The sequence below is a fragment of the Rhodoferax sp. SPJ21 genome (assembly GCF_058216335.1).
Genome location: NZ_JBYZMO010000001.1, coordinates 954,636 through 971,307, shown reverse-complemented (window position 1 = coordinate 971,307; position 16,672 = coordinate 954,636). Strand labels below are relative to the sequence as shown.

General features: G+C 64.1%; 15 protein-coding genes. 5 read left to right on the top strand and 10 right to left on the bottom strand.

Going from position 1 to position 16,672, the window contains the following annotated elements; genetic code table 11:
• Positions 1 to 3 precede the first annotated feature (3 nt).
• The gene (locus tag AC4BBN_RS04340; RefSeq protein WP_490590721.1) at positions 4 to 1,002 is read right to left on the bottom strand and encodes a GlxA family transcriptional regulator; all 999 of its coding nucleotides are present in this window, start codon (positions 1,000 to 1,002) and stop codon (positions 4 to 6) included.
• On the bottom strand, positions 999 to 1,790 hold the full coding sequence (locus AC4BBN_RS04335; RefSeq protein ID WP_490590720.1) for a hypothetical protein: 792 nt from the start codon (positions 1,788 to 1,790) through the stop codon (positions 999 to 1,001). The genes AC4BBN_RS04340 and AC4BBN_RS04335 overlap by 4 nt, the downstream gene beginning before the upstream one ends.
• Before the next feature lie 32 nt (positions 1,791 to 1,822).
• Here AC4BBN_RS04335 and AC4BBN_RS04330 point away from each other — a divergent pair, with 32 nt between their 5' ends.
• From AC4BBN_RS04330 to AC4BBN_RS04320, 3 genes are all read left to right on the top strand, one after another.
• Positions 1,823 to 2,542, top strand: a complete 720-nt coding sequence (locus tag AC4BBN_RS04330) for an alpha/beta fold hydrolase (RefSeq protein WP_490590719.1) — start codon at positions 1,823 to 1,825, stop codon at positions 2,540 to 2,542.
• 220 nt (positions 2,543 to 2,762) lie between these two features.
• The gene (locus tag AC4BBN_RS04325) at positions 2,763 to 3,167 is read left to right on the top strand and encodes a (R)-mandelonitrile lyase (RefSeq protein WP_490590718.1); all 405 of its coding nucleotides are present in this window, start codon (positions 2,763 to 2,765) and stop codon (positions 3,165 to 3,167) included.
• A complete protein-coding gene (locus AC4BBN_RS04320; RefSeq protein ID WP_490590717.1) occupies positions 3,164 to 4,591 on the top strand; it encodes an MFS transporter in 1,428 nt (475 codons plus the stop codon). Before AC4BBN_RS04325 ends, AC4BBN_RS04320 begins: the two co-directional genes overlap by 4 nt.
• On the opposite strand, the gene AC4BBN_RS04315 is transcribed toward AC4BBN_RS04320, so the two are convergent.
• The 8 genes from AC4BBN_RS04315 to ssuD form a co-directional block, all read right to left on the bottom strand.
• Positions 4,588 to 5,496: a LysR family transcriptional regulator gene (locus AC4BBN_RS04315; protein ID WP_490590716.1), complete on the bottom strand. Its 909-nt coding sequence runs from the start codon at positions 5,494 to 5,496 to the stop codon at positions 4,588 to 4,590. The genes AC4BBN_RS04320 and AC4BBN_RS04315 overlap by 4 nt on opposite strands.
• Positions 5,497 to 6,308: 812 nt before the next feature.
• A complete protein-coding gene (locus tag AC4BBN_RS04310; protein WP_490590715.1) occupies positions 6,309 to 7,070 on the bottom strand; it encodes an ABC transporter ATP-binding protein in 762 nt (253 codons plus the stop codon).
• 54 nt (positions 7,071 to 7,124) lie between these two features.
• Positions 7,125 to 8,456, bottom strand: a complete 1,332-nt coding sequence (locus tag AC4BBN_RS04305; RefSeq protein ID WP_490590714.1) for an ABC transporter substrate-binding protein — start codon at positions 8,454 to 8,456, stop codon at positions 7,125 to 7,127.
• Between the two features lie 81 nt (positions 8,457 to 8,537).
• Positions 8,538 to 9,608 (bottom strand): branched-chain amino acid ABC transporter permease, encoded by a 1,071-nt coding sequence (locus AC4BBN_RS04300; protein ID WP_490590713.1) that lies wholly within the window; start codon positions 9,606 to 9,608, stop codon positions 8,538 to 8,540.
• A 2-nt stretch (positions 9,609 to 9,610) separates the two neighbouring features.
• On the bottom strand, positions 9,611 to 10,492 hold the full coding sequence (locus AC4BBN_RS04295; RefSeq protein WP_490590712.1) for a branched-chain amino acid ABC transporter permease: 882 nt from the start codon (positions 10,490 to 10,492) through the stop codon (positions 9,611 to 9,613).
• A gap of 10 nt (positions 10,493 to 10,502) precedes the next feature.
• Entirely contained in the window at positions 10,503 to 11,297 is a 795-nt protein-coding gene (locus AC4BBN_RS04290; RefSeq protein WP_490590711.1) for an ABC transporter ATP-binding protein, read from the bottom strand.
• A gap of 257 nt (positions 11,298 to 11,554) precedes the next feature.
• Entirely contained in the window at positions 11,555 to 12,745 is a 1,191-nt protein-coding gene (locus AC4BBN_RS04285; RefSeq protein ID WP_490590710.1) for an acyl-CoA dehydrogenase family protein, read from the bottom strand.
• Positions 12,742 to 13,905, bottom strand: coding sequence for an FMNH2-dependent alkanesulfonate monooxygenase (ssuD, locus tag AC4BBN_RS04280; RefSeq protein WP_490591386.1), 1,164 nt, complete (start codon positions 13,903 to 13,905; stop codon positions 12,742 to 12,744). The genes AC4BBN_RS04285 and ssuD overlap by 4 nt, the downstream gene beginning before the upstream one ends.
• Positions 13,906 to 14,327: 422 nt before the next feature.
• On the opposite strand from ssuD, the gene AC4BBN_RS04275 reads away from it, so the two are divergent.
• Together AC4BBN_RS04275 and AC4BBN_RS04270 are read left to right on the top strand one after the other, a co-directional pair.
• Positions 14,328 to 15,455, top strand: coding sequence for an acyl-CoA dehydrogenase family protein (locus AC4BBN_RS04275; protein ID WP_490591385.1), 1,128 nt, complete (start codon positions 14,328 to 14,330; stop codon positions 15,453 to 15,455).
• Complete coding sequence (locus AC4BBN_RS04270) at positions 15,452 to 16,573, top strand: sigma-54 interaction domain-containing protein (protein WP_490590709.1); 1,122 nt, start codon at positions 15,452 to 15,454, stop codon at positions 16,571 to 16,573. The genes AC4BBN_RS04275 and AC4BBN_RS04270 overlap by 4 nt, the downstream gene beginning before the upstream one ends.
• The last annotated feature ends 99 nt before the right edge of the window (positions 16,574 to 16,672 follow it).

The window sequence follows — 16,672 nt, the reverse complement described above, 5'->3', positions numbered from 1 at the left end:
TTTTCAGGGCTGCGCCCCGCCAAAGCGCTCGCGGTAGGCCTGCGGGCCTACGCCGAGGCGCTTGATGAACAGCTTGCGCAGCGACTGCTCTGACGCAAAGCCTATGCGCCCGGCAATGGTTTTCAGGGGCAGCTCACCTTCTTCCAGCAGGCGGCGGCTGGCTTCTAGCCGGGCCGACTCGATGAACTGCAGCGGGCTGCTGCCCACCTCTTTGGCAAACACGCGGCGGAAGTTGCGCTCGCTCATGGCGGCGCGGTCGGCCAGCATGGCCACGTCCAGCGGCAGCGACAGGTTCGATAACACCCAGTCCTGCACCTCGCGGATGCCGGGGTGGCTGGTGCTCTGGCTGTTCAGGTGCACGCTGAACTGCGACTGGCCGCCGGGCCGCTTCAGGTACACCACGAGATCGCGCGCCACCTGCAGCGCCAGGCTGCGGCCGTAATCTTCCTCCACCAGGGCCAGCGCCAGGTCGATGCCGGCCGTGACGCCGGCCGACGTCCACAAGCGGTCCGAGCGCAGGTAGATTGCGTCGGCCTGCACCTGCACCGCCGGGAACTTCTCTTGCAGCAGTGTCGCCACGCTCCAGTGCGTGGTGGCGGGCAGGCCGTCCAGCACGCCGGCTGCTGCCAGGAAGAAGCAGCCGGAGCACAGGGCCACCAGGCGCTCGATGCGCGGCGCTACCGCTGCGGCCCAGTCCACGATGCTGCTGTGGGCCGCCAGCGCTTTTTCAATCTGCCGTGCGCCGACGATGATGGCGGTGTGCGGCAGGTCGTTGGCATCTACCGCGCTGGCCGCTTGCAGCAGCATATGGGTGTCCGAGGCCACCGGGCCGGCGGCGACGGAGACGATGTTCAGTGCGTAGCCTGCGGGGCGGCCTTCTTGCAGCAGATGCAGGTTGGCGTATTCAAACACGCTCATGGCGCCAATCGCCTCTATTGCCTTGAAGCCGGCGTAGACCACCACGTCGATTCGGCGTGGGGTTTGTGTGGGAAGGTTCGTCATGGAAGCTGGGGGCGCTGTGTGCTGTGTGGAAGATCCATTGTCGGCGAGCCATCGGGCGTGGCCACGCGCCACTGGCCGGATTCTGAGCACACCTGAGCCGGTGCGCCTTGCCACCAGAGTTGCTCGTCATCCAAGCGCTGGGCCGCAGGAGGGTCTACGTCAAATACCAATTGAAGTGCCTGCGCGACATGTGCATCTTCGATGGGGAGTTCCCAGGTCAGGAACAGCTGGCTGCAATCCTGCCCAGGCCTAAAGTCGGCTGCATGGAAGGCGTTGCGGTGGCGTGGAATCACGGCGTGCGGCTGGCCGGTGTCGAACACCAAGGCCGTACCCCGGCGCAGCGGGATGCGTTGGCCGGTGTGCGGAAAGTGCACGTCCAGCCCTTTGTCTTCGCTCAGAAACAGGTTGCAGAAAGCGGCACTGCCATAGTGGGCGGCGTCATGGTGGTAGCGGGCGCCCAGGCAGGCCATGAGGGCGGCATCGCTACCGGCCAGTGCGTTGTGCAGCCCAAAGCTGCGCAGCCATTCGGACATGGCCTGTACCCAGGCCGGGTAGCCCGGCCAGCGCGCCCGTGCACGCGCCCAGGGCAGGGGCTCCACGTCGCCCGCCTCCAGGCCCTGGCGCAGGACTTCCCGCTCGCAGTCGGCCAGTAGCCGTAGGGGCAGCGCCGGCAGGTCCACCGTGCCGGCCAACACATGCGCACCCACGCTGCGGCTGCGCAGGCTGTCGCCGCTCCAGTAGTAGCTGGTCAGGTGATCTTGCGCGCTGGGCTGTGGCGGGAGGGACATGCTCCGCAGTGTAGTCAGGCTACTATCTGCGCATGACACTCGTTTTGCTTCCCGGCCTGTTGTGCGATGCCAGCGTTTGGCAAGACATGTTGCCCGCGCTGCAACAGCGCAGCCCCTGCATGGTGGCCAGCTACGGCACGCTGGACCGTATCGAATCCATGGCCCAGCACGTGCTGCAGACCGCGCCCCCGGGGCTGTTGGCGGTGGCTGGCCATTCCATGGGCGGGCGCGTGGCTCTGGAGATGTTGCGCCAGCAGCCGGACCGCATCCAGCGCCTGGCGCTGATGGACACCGGCTATGAAGCCCGTGACGCCGGCGCAAAAGGCGAGAAGGAAAGAGACAACCGCATGGCGCTGCTACAGACCGCGCGCCAGCACGGCATGCGCGCCATGGGGCGTGACTGGGCGCGTGGCATGGTGCACCCATCGCGGCTGGACAGCCCGCTGTTCGCGCAGATTCTGGACATGATCGAGCGCAGCACGCCCGAGGTGTTTGCCGCGCAAATCCAGGCGCTGCTGCACCGCCCCGACGCCACCGCGCTGCTGGGCCAGATCCGCTGCCCCACGCTGCTGCTGTGCGGCCGCGAAGATGCCTGGAGCCCCGTGGCCCGGCATGAGCAGATGCAGACACTGCTTCGGGCGGCGCCGGTGCAGCTGCGCGTGGTCGAGCAGTCCGGCCATATGAGCACCATGGAGCAGTCCGATGCCGTGTGCCAGGCCCTGCTGCAGTGGCTGGACTGGAACCCGGCATAGGCGCGTCAATAGGTTTGCTGCGATTTTCATAGCTTCTTGCGCAGGTAAATACTGCGCTGGAGCCACTTTTTGTTGTGAATTTTCGGCGGCGATGTATTCGTGAGGAAATCTCATAAGTCCATGCCAATTTAACCGTCTTATCAAGTACGCCCCCCGTGGATAAAGTTCTTTTCGTTCGCAGTGAACCCCACTGCATCCACGAAACATAGGAACCCTCACCATGGACATCCAACGCAGCGGCGCACCAGCTTCCGCCAAAGGCCCGACCGACTATTTCACCGGCACGGTGCGGGTGGACTACCTGTTTCCCGCCCACCCGCCGGCACGTGCGCTGGGCGCCAGCGTCACCTTCGAGCCCGGTGCCCGCACCGCCTGGCACCAGCACCCACTAGGCCAGACCCTGATCGTCACTTCAGGCGCCGGCTGGGTGCAGCGCCGTGGCGGCCCGCGCGAGGAGATACACCCCGGCGACGTGGTGTGGATCGCCGCCGGCGAGGAGCACTGGCACGGCGCCCAAGCCCATGTGGCCATGACACACATCGCCATCCAGGAGGAGCTCGACGGCAGCACCGCAGCCTGGCTGGAGCAGGTCAGCGATGCGCAGTACAGGATGGACAGCATATGAAACATGCAAGCACGTCGGGCGCCGCCACACACCGCACGGCGGTGATGGCGATTGTGCTGGTGAGCTACTTGATGACCTTGCTGGACGTGTCCATCGTCATCACCGCGCTGCCCAAGATCCAGCAAAGCCTGCAGTTCAGCGCCACCGAACTCAGCTGGGTGCAAAACGCCTACACGCTGGCCTTTGGCGGCCTGTTGTTGTTGGGTGCGCGGGCCGGCGACATCCTGGGCCGGCGCCGCATGTTTCTGTGGGGCATGGGCTTGTTCACACTGGCGTCCCTTGCGATAGGGCTGGCCCAGTCGCCCGAATGGCTGTTGGGCGCCCGCGCAGTGCAGGGCATAGGCTCGGCGATTCTGGCGCCTTCGACATTGGCGTTGCTGTCCACCAACTTTGCCGAGGGGCCAGAGCGCACCCGCGCCCTGAGCCTGTACGGCGCCACTGCCGGCGTGGGCGCCAGCATAGGTCTTGTACTGGGCGGGGTGATTGCCGACTGGCTGTCCTGGCGCGTGGGCTTCTTCATCAACCTGCCCATAGGCCTGGCGGTGATCTGGGGCGCGCGGCGCTATATCCAGGAGACCGAGCGCTATAGTTCTGGCCAGTTTGATGTGTTGGGTGCCGTGGCCTCTACCCTGGGCATGGGCGCACTGGTGTACGGCCTGGTGCGTTCGGCCGGCACGGGCTGGGGCGATGGGTTGACGGTGGCGTCGCTGGCTGCAGGCCTGCTGCTCCTTGCCCTGCTGGTGTGGCATGAATCGCGGGTGCAGCAGCCCATCATGCCGCTGCGCCTGTTTGCCCACCGCGAGCGGGCCGGGGCCTGTGTGGCGCGGGTGCTGTTCCTGGGGGCGATGGTGGGCTTCTGGTTTTTCACCACCCAGTTTCTGCAGGGCGTGCTGGGCTTCAGCCCGTTCGAGGCGGGCCTGGCATACCTGCCCACCACGATTCCCAACTTCGCCGCCGCTATGGCTGTGCCCCGGTTGACCCAGCGCTTTGGCAATGGCCGTGTACTCGGGGCGGGCCTGGCTACCACCGCACTGGGCATGGTCTGGCTCAGCAGCGTGTCGGTGGACTCGTTGTATCTGACGGGCATCGCCTTGCCCATGGTGCTGCTGGGCCTGGGCCAGGGCTGCACGCTTAGCCCGTTGACGGTGGCCGGCATCTCTGGCGTGCGCCGGGAAGACGCGGGCGCTGCGTCCGGCCTGGTGAACGCGGCCCACCAACTGGGCGGCTCGCTGGGGCTGGCGATTTTGGTGGTGGTGTTTGCCGCTGTGAACCAGGGCACGCTGGATGCGCGGGCGCTGCTGGCCCACCGGATTGCTGCAGCGTTTGCCGCGGGCTCGGTGATGCTGGTGCTGGCCTTGGCGGCGGTGCTCTGGCTGATCGTGCTGCCGGAGAGTCGCCGCAAGTTGGCGGCTTGTATGGGTTAAGCGGCTGCGCCCGCGGTCTGGTGGCGAAGTGCGTCAATCACCAGGGCCATCGCCGGCAGCGACTGGCGGCGCCGGGGGAAGTACAGGTGGTAGCCCTGGAAGTAGGGGCACCACTCCTGCAGCACGCGCACCAGGTGGCCCTGGGCGATGTGCGCATCGACCATATCTTCGGGCACGCAGGCCACGCCAAATCCTTCCAAAGCCGCTTGCAGCATGGGCACGCTGTCGCTGAATACCAGTTGGCCCTCCACATGTACTTTGAGCGCTTGGCCGTCTTTCTCGAACTCCCAGGCATAGATACCGCCCAGCGTGGCCAGCCGCAGATTGATGCAGTTGTGCTCGGCCAGATCGTGCGGCGTTTGCGGCAGGCTGCGCGCTGCAAAATAGGCCGGTGTAGCGACGATGGCCATGCGCAGGTCGGACGAGATGCGCACCGCCACCATGTCTTTTTCCACCTGGTCGCCCAGACGCACGCCCATGTCAAAACGTTCGGCTGCGAGGTCTACGAAGCGTGACTCGGTGACGATCTCGACCTTCACGTCCGGGTAGTGCGGCAACAGCTTGGCCAGCTTGGGCCATAGCACGGTGCGGGCGGCATGGTGGGCGGCGGTGATGCGCACCGTGCCGGCGGGCTTGTCGCGCAGCTCACTCAGCGCGGCCAGTTCGGCCTCAATCTCTTCGAAGCGGGAGCTGAGGGTGAGCAGCAGGCGCTGCCCGGCTTCGGTGGGCGAGACGCTGCGCGTGGTGCGTGTCAGTAGACGTATGCCCAGCCGGGTCTCCAGCCCACGGATGGTGTGGCTCAGCGCCGACTGGGAGACACGCAGCTGCGCGGCGGCCCGGGTAAAGCTGCCTTCGCGCGCCACCAGTACAAAGGCATGTAGATCGTTGAAGTTCTCGCGGGCCATGTGCGGGCAGCTTGGGTCGGTATTCCTATGTACCGATTTTGCCAGCCTGCGGCATACCCAGCCAACGGGTGGCGTACTATATTTTTTATAGCTGCTTGCGCAGGTATCGCCTGCGCTAGAGGCCTTTTTCTTCTGATTGGATACATGCCTCGGATCCCAGTCACACAGGCTAACCCCTCCGTTGGCCTTGAGCCCTTCGACGGGCTCAGGGCGAACGGTTTTGGTGACGGGGCTAAGGCATGTAGCGAATCAGCTTGTTCTTTGTGCGGACACCAGAGGCACCGCTTGGGATTGCTAGCGCTGGACTGCTGCTGTGTACTGGGCAGTCAGGGTGTTTCCGTTGGCTATGCTGCTGGCGTCGTCGTCCTGTACCGCATAGGCCGCGATGCACGCGATGAGAATGGCTGCCATACGCCACTTGTTGCTTTTGGTCTGCTTCATGTGTCCGCCCATTTGCTTACACCTAACGCACTTTTGCGCCGGATTGTGTACAAATTATGTAAGAGCTGGGCAGATTGCATACTATCGCTTGTGCCTAAGTAGTACTACTTGGCCGGGCTGGCTGCGATGGCACTGCATGCCACGCGCTGCTGTGACATACGCGGCGATCTCGGCCATCTTTAACGCGCGTATCACTATGCTTTTCATAGCTTCTTACGCAGGTATTACCTGCGCTACAGCCACTTCTCATGTAGAGATCTGCAGCGCCGCCGTATCCCGGTAGCAGCTGGGCGCATCCAGCGCAGGCCGCTGCGCAGGTCGAACAGGCGGGTGCTTTCCAGGTCCCAGGCCAGGGTGACTTCATCGCCCGCTCATGCGGGCGCCAGTTCGGCGCCCAGGTAGAACTCGTGCACGTCGTCGCGTGCCAGCAGGGTTTTGGCCGGGCCTTCCAGGGCGACGCGGCCGGACTCCAGGATGTAGGCGTAGTCGGCGTAGCGCAGCGCCAGGTTGGCGTTCTGCTCGGCCAGCAGAAAGGACACGCCGGCCGTGCTGTTGAGCTGGCGGATGATTTCAAAAATCTCCTGCACGATGATGGGCGCCAGGCCCATGGAGGGCTCGTCCAGTAGCACCAGCTTAGGCTGGGTCATCAGCGCGCGGCCTATGGCCACCATTTGCTGTTCACCGCCAGAGGTCAGGCCAGCCTTGGTGCTGCGTTTGTCGCGCAGGCGTGGAAACCACTGGTAGACCTGCTCCAGCTGCTGCTGCAACAGCGCGCGTGAAGGCTTGTGCAGAAAGCCGCCAGACAGCAGGTTTTCTTCGACCGAGAGCTGGGCAAATACATGCCGGCCTTCCAGCACCTGCACCACGCCGGCTTGCACCAGTTGCGCTGCGGAAAGCTGGTCGATGGAGATGCCATTCCAGCGGATACTGCCCTGGCTGACGCGGCCACGTTCTGGCCCCAGGAGGTTGGAGATGGCTTTCAGCGTGGTGGACTTGCCTGCGCCATTGGCACCCAGCAGGGCCACGATAGAGCCGGCTTGCACCTGTAGCGACACATCGCGCACTGCTACGGATGCGCCATAGACGGCCTGCACCTGGCGCAGCTCCAGAAAGCGGGATGGGGTTTCACTCATGCTTGTTTGCCTTGTGTTTGCCAGGCCCACGCGGGGCCTGGCGGGTGGGGACTGCTAGTTGTTCAGGGCGATGCTTTTTTCCTTGGCGTAGGCGGCGGCCTTGGCCTTGATGACCGGGGCGAATAGCGTGCTGTCGGCCGTGATCCAGTCGTTCTTGGTCAGCCAGCCCTTGCCGTCCCACTGGATGATCTTGGCGGCGATGCTTTCACCCTTGTGGTTGTCGGGCGTGGTCTTCAGCGGGCTGATCAGGCCCTTGGCGCCCAGTTCGGCCAGGCGCTTGTCGTCGATGTTCAGGTTCTCCAGCGCCCAGCGGCCCTCTTCGGCTGTGAGCGGGCGGTTGCCGAACTTCTTGTGGCCCACGCGCAGCGCTTCCACGAAGGTGATGGCTTCGACCACGCCGTAGTTGTAGTAGACGGTGCCGAACTTGGACTTGTCCTTCAGGTCGCTCTTGCCGGCGTCCAGGATCTTCTTCTTGAGCGTTTCCAGCACCGGGTAGTTGACGCCGGGCGGGAACACCGACACGGCCAGGTAGCCCTTGGCAGCGTCACCTGCGGGGCGGGCGTCGTCCTCGGAGCCGCTCCAGATGTCACCGATGATCTTGTTGGCCGGGAAGCCCACGCGCGCTGCGGTCTTGAGTGCGACGGGCGTCATCACGCCCCAGCCGCGCAGAAAGACCCAGTCCGCGCCAGCGCGCTTGATCTGCTGCCACTGCGCCTGCTGTTGTTCGCCCGGGTGCGGCACGGGGATCTGGATATCCTCAAAACCGTACTTCTTGGCCAGGATGCCCAGCGGCTCGATGGTGTCGCGGCCGTAGCCCGAGTCGTGGTAGAGCGTGGCGATCTTGGTGCCCTTGAGCTTGTCGTAGCCGCCGGCCTGCTTGGCGATGAAGTCCACGATGATTTGCGCCTCGCTCCAGTAGTCAAACACCAGCGGGTAGAGGTAGGGGAAGACGCGGCCGTCGGTGGCAATGTTCTGGCCGCCGCCGGGGCTGACGACGGGTACTTTGTCAATGCGGGCCTTGTCGGTCAGCGCCACGTCCAGGCCGCTGGAGTGGGGGTAGATGGCGGCGGTCAGCGCACCCTTGTAGCCGTTTTTGTAGCGCTCGTAGCATTCAATGCCGCGCTCGATGGTGTAGGCGGTTTCGCATTCCTGCACCAGGATCTTCACGCCGTCCACACCGCCTTCCACCTCGTTGATGTAACGCAGGTAGTCGATGTTGCCCGCGCCAAAGGGTATGAAGGACGGCGCATACGGGCCGGTGCGGTAGGTGAACAGCGGATACAGCTGCTGGCCCGTGCCCTCGTCGGCCTGGGCCGGGCTGGCCAGCACGCTGGCTGTGAGGGCAATCAGTCCTGCTGCCTTGAGCAGGGTGTGAAGCAATGGCATTTCAATCTCTCCCGTTTGGTATGTTTTGGATGCAACGTCGGTGGTAGGGCCTGCGCAGCGGACGTCACGCTGCGCAGGGTGTCATGGGGTGGCGCGGCGCCAGGGCAGCCGGGCGAAACCTTTGCGCAGCAGGCTGGAGAGCCCGTCGGGCTCTTTGATGAGCAGGAAAATAATCAGCGCGCCGAACACCAGGTGCTGCACATTGGCCAGCGCACCTTGGTCGGCAATGAATGACAGGCTGCCGGCTTCGGCCAAGCGGTTCAGCAAAATCGGTGTGAACACGATGAAGGCCGCGCCCAGGAAGTTGCCCCAGATGGTGGCGCTGCCGCCAATCAACACGATGAACAGGATCTGGAACGACTTGTCGAGGTTGAAGGCGTGCGAGTCCGCTGTGCCCAGGTAGGCAAAGGCCCACAGCGCACCGGCAATGCCCAGGAAGAACGAACTGACGGCATAGGCCTGCAGCTTGCGCCGGGCCACCTGGATGCCGATGACGCCAGCGGCGGTGTCCATGTCGCGTATCGCCATCCATTCGCGGCCAACTCGGCTGCGCAACACGGCATAGGCCAGGCCGATGAGTAGCGCTGTGACTACCAGCACCAGCAGGTAGCGGTCGGCAGCGGACTGGATGGCGTAGCCCAGCCATTCCAGCCGGGGCGCCGAGATGGTCAGCGACTGGCTGTCGTTGGAGAACCAGTGGAAGTTGGTGAACAGCCACTCGAAGAAGAACTGCGCGCCCAGCGTAGAGGCACCCAGGTAGAAGCCCTTGATACGCAGAGCCGGCAGGCCGAACAACACGCCTGCGGCTGCGGCAATCAAACCCGCCAGCACCAGCACAACGGGTAGCGGCAGCAATGGCAGGCGCAGTAGCAAGTTGTAGCTGGCAAACGCACCTATGGACATGAAGGCCGCCGAGCCCAGCGATACCAGGCCGGCAAAGCCCATGAGCAGGTTCAGCCCAATGCCGGCCAGGCCCAGAATGACGATGGGAATGAGGATGGAGTTCAGCCAGTAGTCGCTGAACAGCAGCGGTATGGCAGCGAGTGCAGCCGCCGCCACGCCCGCGTTCACCAGCGACTGGGCCGGTGCCGATGGAGGCTGCAAGAGTGTGGGTAGCGGCGCTGCTGGAATGGAGGAGGGGAGGGCACTCATGCTCAGACTCTTTCAATTTTCAAATCGCCAAACAGGCCGGCGGGACGCACCAGCAGAAAAACCACGGCCAGGATGTAGGCAAACCAGGTGGAAACGCTGCCGTTGACCAGCGGGCCGATGTAGATGTCGGCCAGGGCTTCGGTGGCCCCGACTAGCAGCCCACCCACAATCGCGCCCGGAATCGAGGAGAAACCACCGATGATCAGCACGGGCAAGGCCTTCAACGTGACCAGCGACAGCGAGTACTGCACGCCCTGCCGCCCGCCCCACACCAGCCCGGCCACCAGGGCCACAAAGCCGGCCACGCTCCAAACGATGCGCCAGATGCGCGGCAGACCTATGCCTATGGACTGGGCTGCCAGCGTGTCGTCGGCCACGGCCCGCAGGGACACGCCCATGCGCGTCTTGTTGAAGGCGATGGACAACACGACCACCAGCAGAAAGGCAATGCCCGAGGCTGCAATGTCGTACTGGCTGACCGAGATGCCGTGGAAGTCGATGGCCACGTCGGGTATGCCCAGGTCCAGCATGTGCACGTCGCTGCCCATCAGCAACTGGGCCAGGCCCTCGATGAAATAGCTCAGGCCCAGAGTGGCCATGAACAGGGTCAGCGGGTCGCGGTTGCGCAGCGGGCGCAGTACCAGCCGCTCTACCGCGCATGCCATGGCGACCATGACCACGCCGGTCAATAGCAAGGCGATCAGAAAGTGGAACTGGTGTTCCAGCAGCGTCACAAAGGTCAGCGCTGAAAACAGCAGCATTGCGCCTTGTGCGAAGTTGAATACGCCCGAGGCCTTGTAGATCAGCACGAAGCCAATGGCCACCAGCGCGTACATGGCACCGGCAAACAGGCCGCTGAACAGGGTTTCCAGAAAGTAGGACATGCGCGGGCTCCTAGTGCACGGTGCCGAGGTAGGCGGTGATGACGTCGGGGTGGTTGCGCACCTCGTCCGGGCGGCCGTCGGCAATCTTGCGGCCGTAGTCCAGCACCACTACGTGCTGGGCCAGGTCCATCACGATGCCCACGTCGTGTTCGATCAGCACGACAGTGGTGGCCAGCTGTTGGTTGATCTGGCGAATGAAGCGGCTCATCTCCAGCTTCTCTTCGTGGTTCATGCCGGCCATGGGCTCGTCCAGCAAGAGCAGCGTGGGTTGGGCCATCAACGCGCGGGCCAGGTCTACCCGTTTCTGGATGCCGTAGGGCAGGGTGGACACCACGGTGTGGGTGAAAGGCGCCAGCTCCAGAAAGGCGATGGTGCGCTGGGCTTGGGCCAGTGCGGCGCGGCGCTCGGCCCGGTCGCGGCCCAGGCGGAAGACGTTTTCCAGGAAGCTGGCCGTGCCGTGCCGGGCGTAGCCGGCCAGCACGTTTTCCAGCACGCTTAGGCGGCTGAACAGGGCGTTGTGCTGGAAGGTACGGCCAATGCCCAGACGTGCGGCTTTCAGCGGATGGATGGCTTCAAAGCGTTGGCCGGCGAACACCACATCACCCGAGTCCGCCTTGTAGACGCCGTTAATCACGTTCAGCAAGGAGCTTTTGCCCGCGCCGTTGGGGCCTATCAGCGCACAGATGGTGCCTGGGGCTACGTCGAAGCTCAGCGCGTTCACGGCGCTCACGCCTTTGAAGCTCAGAGACACATCGCGCAGTTGGAGTAGTGGCTTGCTGGTGACGCCAGGGTGCGTGCTGGTCATAAGGCGTTGCTGCGGTAAAGGGTTTGATATGCCATCTATATAGAAGCCGCCAGATATTTGCGACTCATTGCATATAAGCGATTGCCGTGCCAGAAGATTTATCCTTTTAAATCAATGGCTTATGATTTTTTGAGGTGCGTGGTCTGCTGTGTCCGCAGCACATCGCAAACAGATTGCTGCCGAACAAGCACGGCACAAAGTGAAAGCGGGCCCACCGCTTGCGCAGTGGGCCCGCTGCATGCGGGAGCTTCTGTCGGTCAGGAATAGAAACTGGGCTTGGGCAGTTGCTCGTTCAGCACCCAGTCGCCCAGTTCGCGCACCTTGTAGTCCACCGGGTCGTGCAGGGTGTGCACGCGCAGATTGCGCCAGTAGCGGTCTAGCCGCAGGGCAGCGGTGGTGGCGCGTGCGCCGGTGACTTCGAACATCTTGTGCACCACGTCCAGGCTGGCGCGGGTGGTGGCGACCTTGGCCGCTGCGACTGCGATAGCGACGCTGCCGCGCTCGGCTTCGGTCAGGGCCGTGCCCCGCTGCCAGGCCTGGTCAAAGGCCTGGGCGGCGTGCTGCAGCAATACGCGCGCGCCCTCCAACCCGAGCCAGAAATCGCCGTAGTGGGCCAGGATGTACGGGTCCTGGTTGGGGGATGCAGCGCTGGACGCCATCCAGGGCCGGCCCTGTTGCAGGGTGAACTGGCGGGCCTCGGCCAGCGCGCCTTCGCCCAGGCCCTGGTAAATATGGGCCAGTATCAGTTGGGCCAGCAGCGGGCGCAGACAGGCATAGGGGGTGGACAGCGGGCCGGGGTCGGTGAGCAGCTCTGCGTGGCGCACTTCGACCTGGTCAAACAGCACGCTGCCGCTATCTGTCTGGCGCTGGCCCATATTGTCCCAGTCGTTCAGCACGGTGATGCCCTTGCGTTCCGTGGGTACCACGGCTATCAACAGGCGACCTGCAGGGTCGAGTGCGGATGCCAGCAGCATGTCCGAATCGCTGGCACCGGAGCAAAAGCTTTTGCGCCCGTGGAATACGTAGCCGCCATCCTGTGGCTCGGCGCGGGTGGATTTGTCCAGCGGGTTCAGCGCATTGCCCCAGAACCAGCGTTGTGCCAGCGTCTGCTCGATCCAGGGTTGCCACTGTGCTGGTTTACCAAAAAGCTGGGTGGTCGCCAGCAGCAGGTGGTGGAAGGCGAACAGGTGGGCCACGGAGCTGTCCACACGCGCGAACTGGCGCACCACCTCCAGCGTCTGTTGCCAGGTAGCGCCCAGGCCACCCAGCGCGGCAGGTGTGCTCAGGCCCAGCAGGCCGCTGGCGCGCAGCAGGTCACGCTCGGCCTTGGCCGTGCCACCGCGCTGGTCGCGCTCCACGGCGGTGGCCGCCAGAGCCTGTACGGCGGTTTCTACCTGGGTTTGCCAGGGCGCGCGGGCCTCGCCTGTCTCGGACTGGAAATGCTTCATGCGGTGGTCTCCTCTGGCTTGGGTACGCGGGATGCCGGTGGCACGATGTCGTTGGCAATTACCTCGCCAAACGGGCCGGTGAGGTTGGCGGTGCCGGCCGGGCGCACATGGGCCAATGGTAGCAAGGGGAACAGCAGTTCTGCAACGCGGTACGACTCCTCCAGATGCGGGTAGCCCGAGAAGATGAAGGTCTCAATCCCCAGCGCCGCATACTCCTTGATGCGCTCCGCCACCTCTTCGGCGCTGCCCACCAGCGCCGTGCCCGCGCCGCCGCGCACCAGGCCCACGCCGGCCCACAGATTGGGCGAGACTTCGAGCTTGTCGCGGCGCCCACCGTGCAGCGCGGCCATACGCTGCTGGCCTACCGAGTCGAAGCGCGCGAAGGCTTTTTGCGCTGCGGCAATGGTCTCGTCGGTGACGTGGGATATCAGCTCGTCCGCCGCGCGCCAGGCGGCTTCACTGGTTTCACGCACGATCACATGCAGGCGTATGCCGAAGCGCAGAGTGCGTCCGTGTAGTGCCGCCGCCGCACGCGCTTTGGCGATTTTGTCGGCCACATCGGCCGGGGGCTCGCCCCAGGTCAGGTAAACGTCCACTTGTTCACCGGCGAGCGCAATTGCCGCTTCGGACGAGCCACCGAACCACAGCGGTGGATAGGGCTTCTGCACCGGTGGGTACAGGGTTTTGGCGTTCTCCACGCGCAGGTGCTTGCCACTGAAGTTGACGGTTTCTCCTGCTGCCACGCCGCGCCAGATACGCAGGAATTCGTCCGTCACTTCATAGCGTTCAGCATGCGTTAAAAAGCTGCCATCGCCGTGCTGCTCGTCCGGGTCGCCGCCGGTAACGACATTGATCAGCAGACGGCCATTGGAGAAGCGGTCCAGCGTGGCGGCCTGGCGCGCCGACACGGTGGGCGAGATGATGCCGGGGCGTATCGCCACCAGGAATTTCAGGCGCTCGGTGAAAGGCGCCAGCGATGCGGCCACCACCCACGAGTCTTCACAAGAGCGGCCGGTAGGTATCAAGACACCTTCAAAACCCAGCTCGTCGGCGGCCTGCGCCACCTGGCGCAGATAGTGGTGGCTGACGGTGCGCGCGCCGTGCGCTGTGCCCAGGTAGCGGCTGTCACCGTGCGTGGGAAGAAACCAGAAGATCTGCATGCTTGTGCCTTTGGAGGGTGGGGATTCAAGCAGGCAAATCAGCAGGTAGCGTGCCAGTGCCGCAATACCTGTGCGGCTGGCGGTAATCACCTGTTTTGTGCTGCTGTAGCAGCAGCGCATCACCAGTTGTGCTGGGTTTTTGCGGGTCATACAGTGTTGGTCTGCTGGCTCAGAAGCAGGCCGTGTATGCATATGCAAAAGCCTTCCAAGCGCAAGCCCTTGTAGCCCACAGAATATGTTGGCAGAGCAGCAATGCTGCTGCGGCTGCTGGTTTTCAAAAACCCGGCAGCTTCTTGTTTTGACCGCAGCAACCGAGGTTTCCGATCGTGGCTCTTGCTTCAACGGTGCAGATGGCACCCGACAGTTTTGAAACGGATGGCGTGCCCGATCCGTCTTCTGGGCCGCATACTGTACAAAGCTTGATGGAGGCATTTTCTGCAACGGCGGCCGAGCGCGATGCACGCGGCGGAACACCCAAAGCCGAGCGTGACGCCCTGCGCGCCAGTGGCCTGTTAGCACTGAGCATCCCGCAGGAGTTTGGCGGTATGGGCGCCAGTTGGCGACAGACCTTGGATACGGTGCGGCAATTGGCGCAGGCCGATAGTTCCCTGGCCCATGTGTTTGGCTTCCACCATCTGATGCTGGCCACGGTGCGCCTGTTTGCCCGGCCGCAACAGTGGCAGCCTTGGTTTGAGCAAACCGCGCGCCGCCACTGGTTCTGGGGCAACGCGCTGAACCCTTTGGACGACCGCACCACCAGCAGCGAGCAAGGCAGCTGGCGTGAATTCACCGGGCAAAAAAGCTTTTGCTCCGGCGCATTGGATTCCGAGATGCTGGTCGCTTCGGCGCGCGAGGAGGGCAGCGGTGCGCTGTTGGTGGCGGCCTTGCCCACCGGCCGCAGCGGCATCTCGGTGGCGCCTGATTGGAACAACATCGGCCAGCGCCAGACGGACAGCGGCAGCGTCACGTTCGAGAAGGTGCGGGTGGAGCAGCACGAAATGTTGCTGGACCCCGGGCCTCTGTCCACCCCCTTCGCCTGCCTGCGCCCGCTGGTGTCCCAGCTCATTCTGGCGAACGTCTATCTGGGTATTTCCGAGGCGGCCTTTAGCGACGCGCGCCGCTACACCTTGCAGGAGTCGCGGCCCTGGCATGCGGCCAAGGTCGCGCATGTGGACGAAGACCCCTATGTGCTGGGCCACTACGGTGACTTCTGGGTGGGCTTGGAGGCCGTGCGCGTGCTGGCCGACCGCGCTGCCGACCGGCTGGACGAAGCCTGGCAGCGCGGCGATGCGCTGACTGCGTCCGAGCGTGGCCACGTGGCGCTGGCGGTAGCGACCGCCAAGGTGTCAGCTACGCACACCGGGCTGGACATCTGTACCCGCATGTTCGATGTGGCCGGTGCCCGTGCCACCCACGGTGGACTGCGGCTGGACCGCCACTGGCGCAACCTGCGCACCCACACCCTGCACGACCCTGTGGCCTACAAGCTGCGCGAGATCGGTGAATGGGCCCTCAAACAGCAATTTCCTGTGCCGAGCTTTTACTCATGAACTCCTACTCCCGCCATGTGTACAGCGTATCTGCCACCGAAGAACCGGACGCCGATTGGGATACGCCCCGCCTGTTAACCCTGCCCGACCCGCGCAAGCACACCACCTCCATCCGCGCCACGGCCCAGGTGTTTGAAGACCCGCGCTCGGTGGCCTTGCTGGAGCGCATCCGCATGGTGGCGCCCAGCGACGCGAACGTGCTCATCATCGGCGAGACCGGCACCGGCAAGGAGTTGATTGCCCGCCATGTGCACGACCTGAGCAGCCGGCGTGGCCGCCCGTTTGTGGCTGTCAATTGCGGGGCATTTTCGGAAACGCTGGTCGAGAGTGAGCTTTTTGGTCACGAGAAAGGCGCTTTCACCGGCGCCTTCACCGCCAAGACGGGTTGGTTTGAAGCAGCCAATGGTGGCACCTTGTTCCTGGATGAAATCGGCGACCTGCCACTGTCCATCCAGGTCAAGCTGCTGCGTGTGTTGCAGGAGCGCGAGGTGGTGCGCCTGGGTTCGCGCAAGAGCATACCCATAGACGTGCGGGTCGTGGCGGCCACCAATGTGCGTCTGCAGGATGCAGTGGCCGCCGGGCACTTCCGTGAAGACTTGTTCTACCGCCTGCACGTGGTGCAACTGGCCCTGCCCACTTTGCGTGAGCGGCCCGGCGACATCCTGCCGCTGGCCCGCCATTTCATCGAGGAATACCGCAACCGCCTGGGCTATGGCCCGGTACGCATGGACCCGGGCGCCGAACGCAAGCTGCGCGAGCACAACTGGCCCGGCAATATCCGCGAGCTGGAAAACGTGATCCACCACGGCCTGCTGATCTGCCGCCACGATGTCTTGGGTGCCGACGATTTGCAGATGTCCACCCTGGGCTTGCAGCGCCGCAACCATGAAGCCGAGGCTGCCGCCGACGGGCCGCAGCAGGCGCTGGAGGCCGTGCTGCGCCAGCTTTTCAACGAGCCACATGAGAGCCTGTTCGAGCAGATCGAAGACACGGTGATGCGCACGGCCTTTGACTTTTGCCACCGCAACCAGGTGCAGGCCGCCAAGCTGCTGGGCATCAGCCGCAACATCCTGCGCTCGCGCTTGATCAAGAGCCGGGAGATCTCCGCTCTGAAGTAAGTGGGCGCAGCTCCATAGATGTTTTTCGTGTTTAGAACTGACTTTTTAGTCGTTCGCCTTTGGTGGCTATCGCCATAAAGTGGCTCCACAAAGATGCCT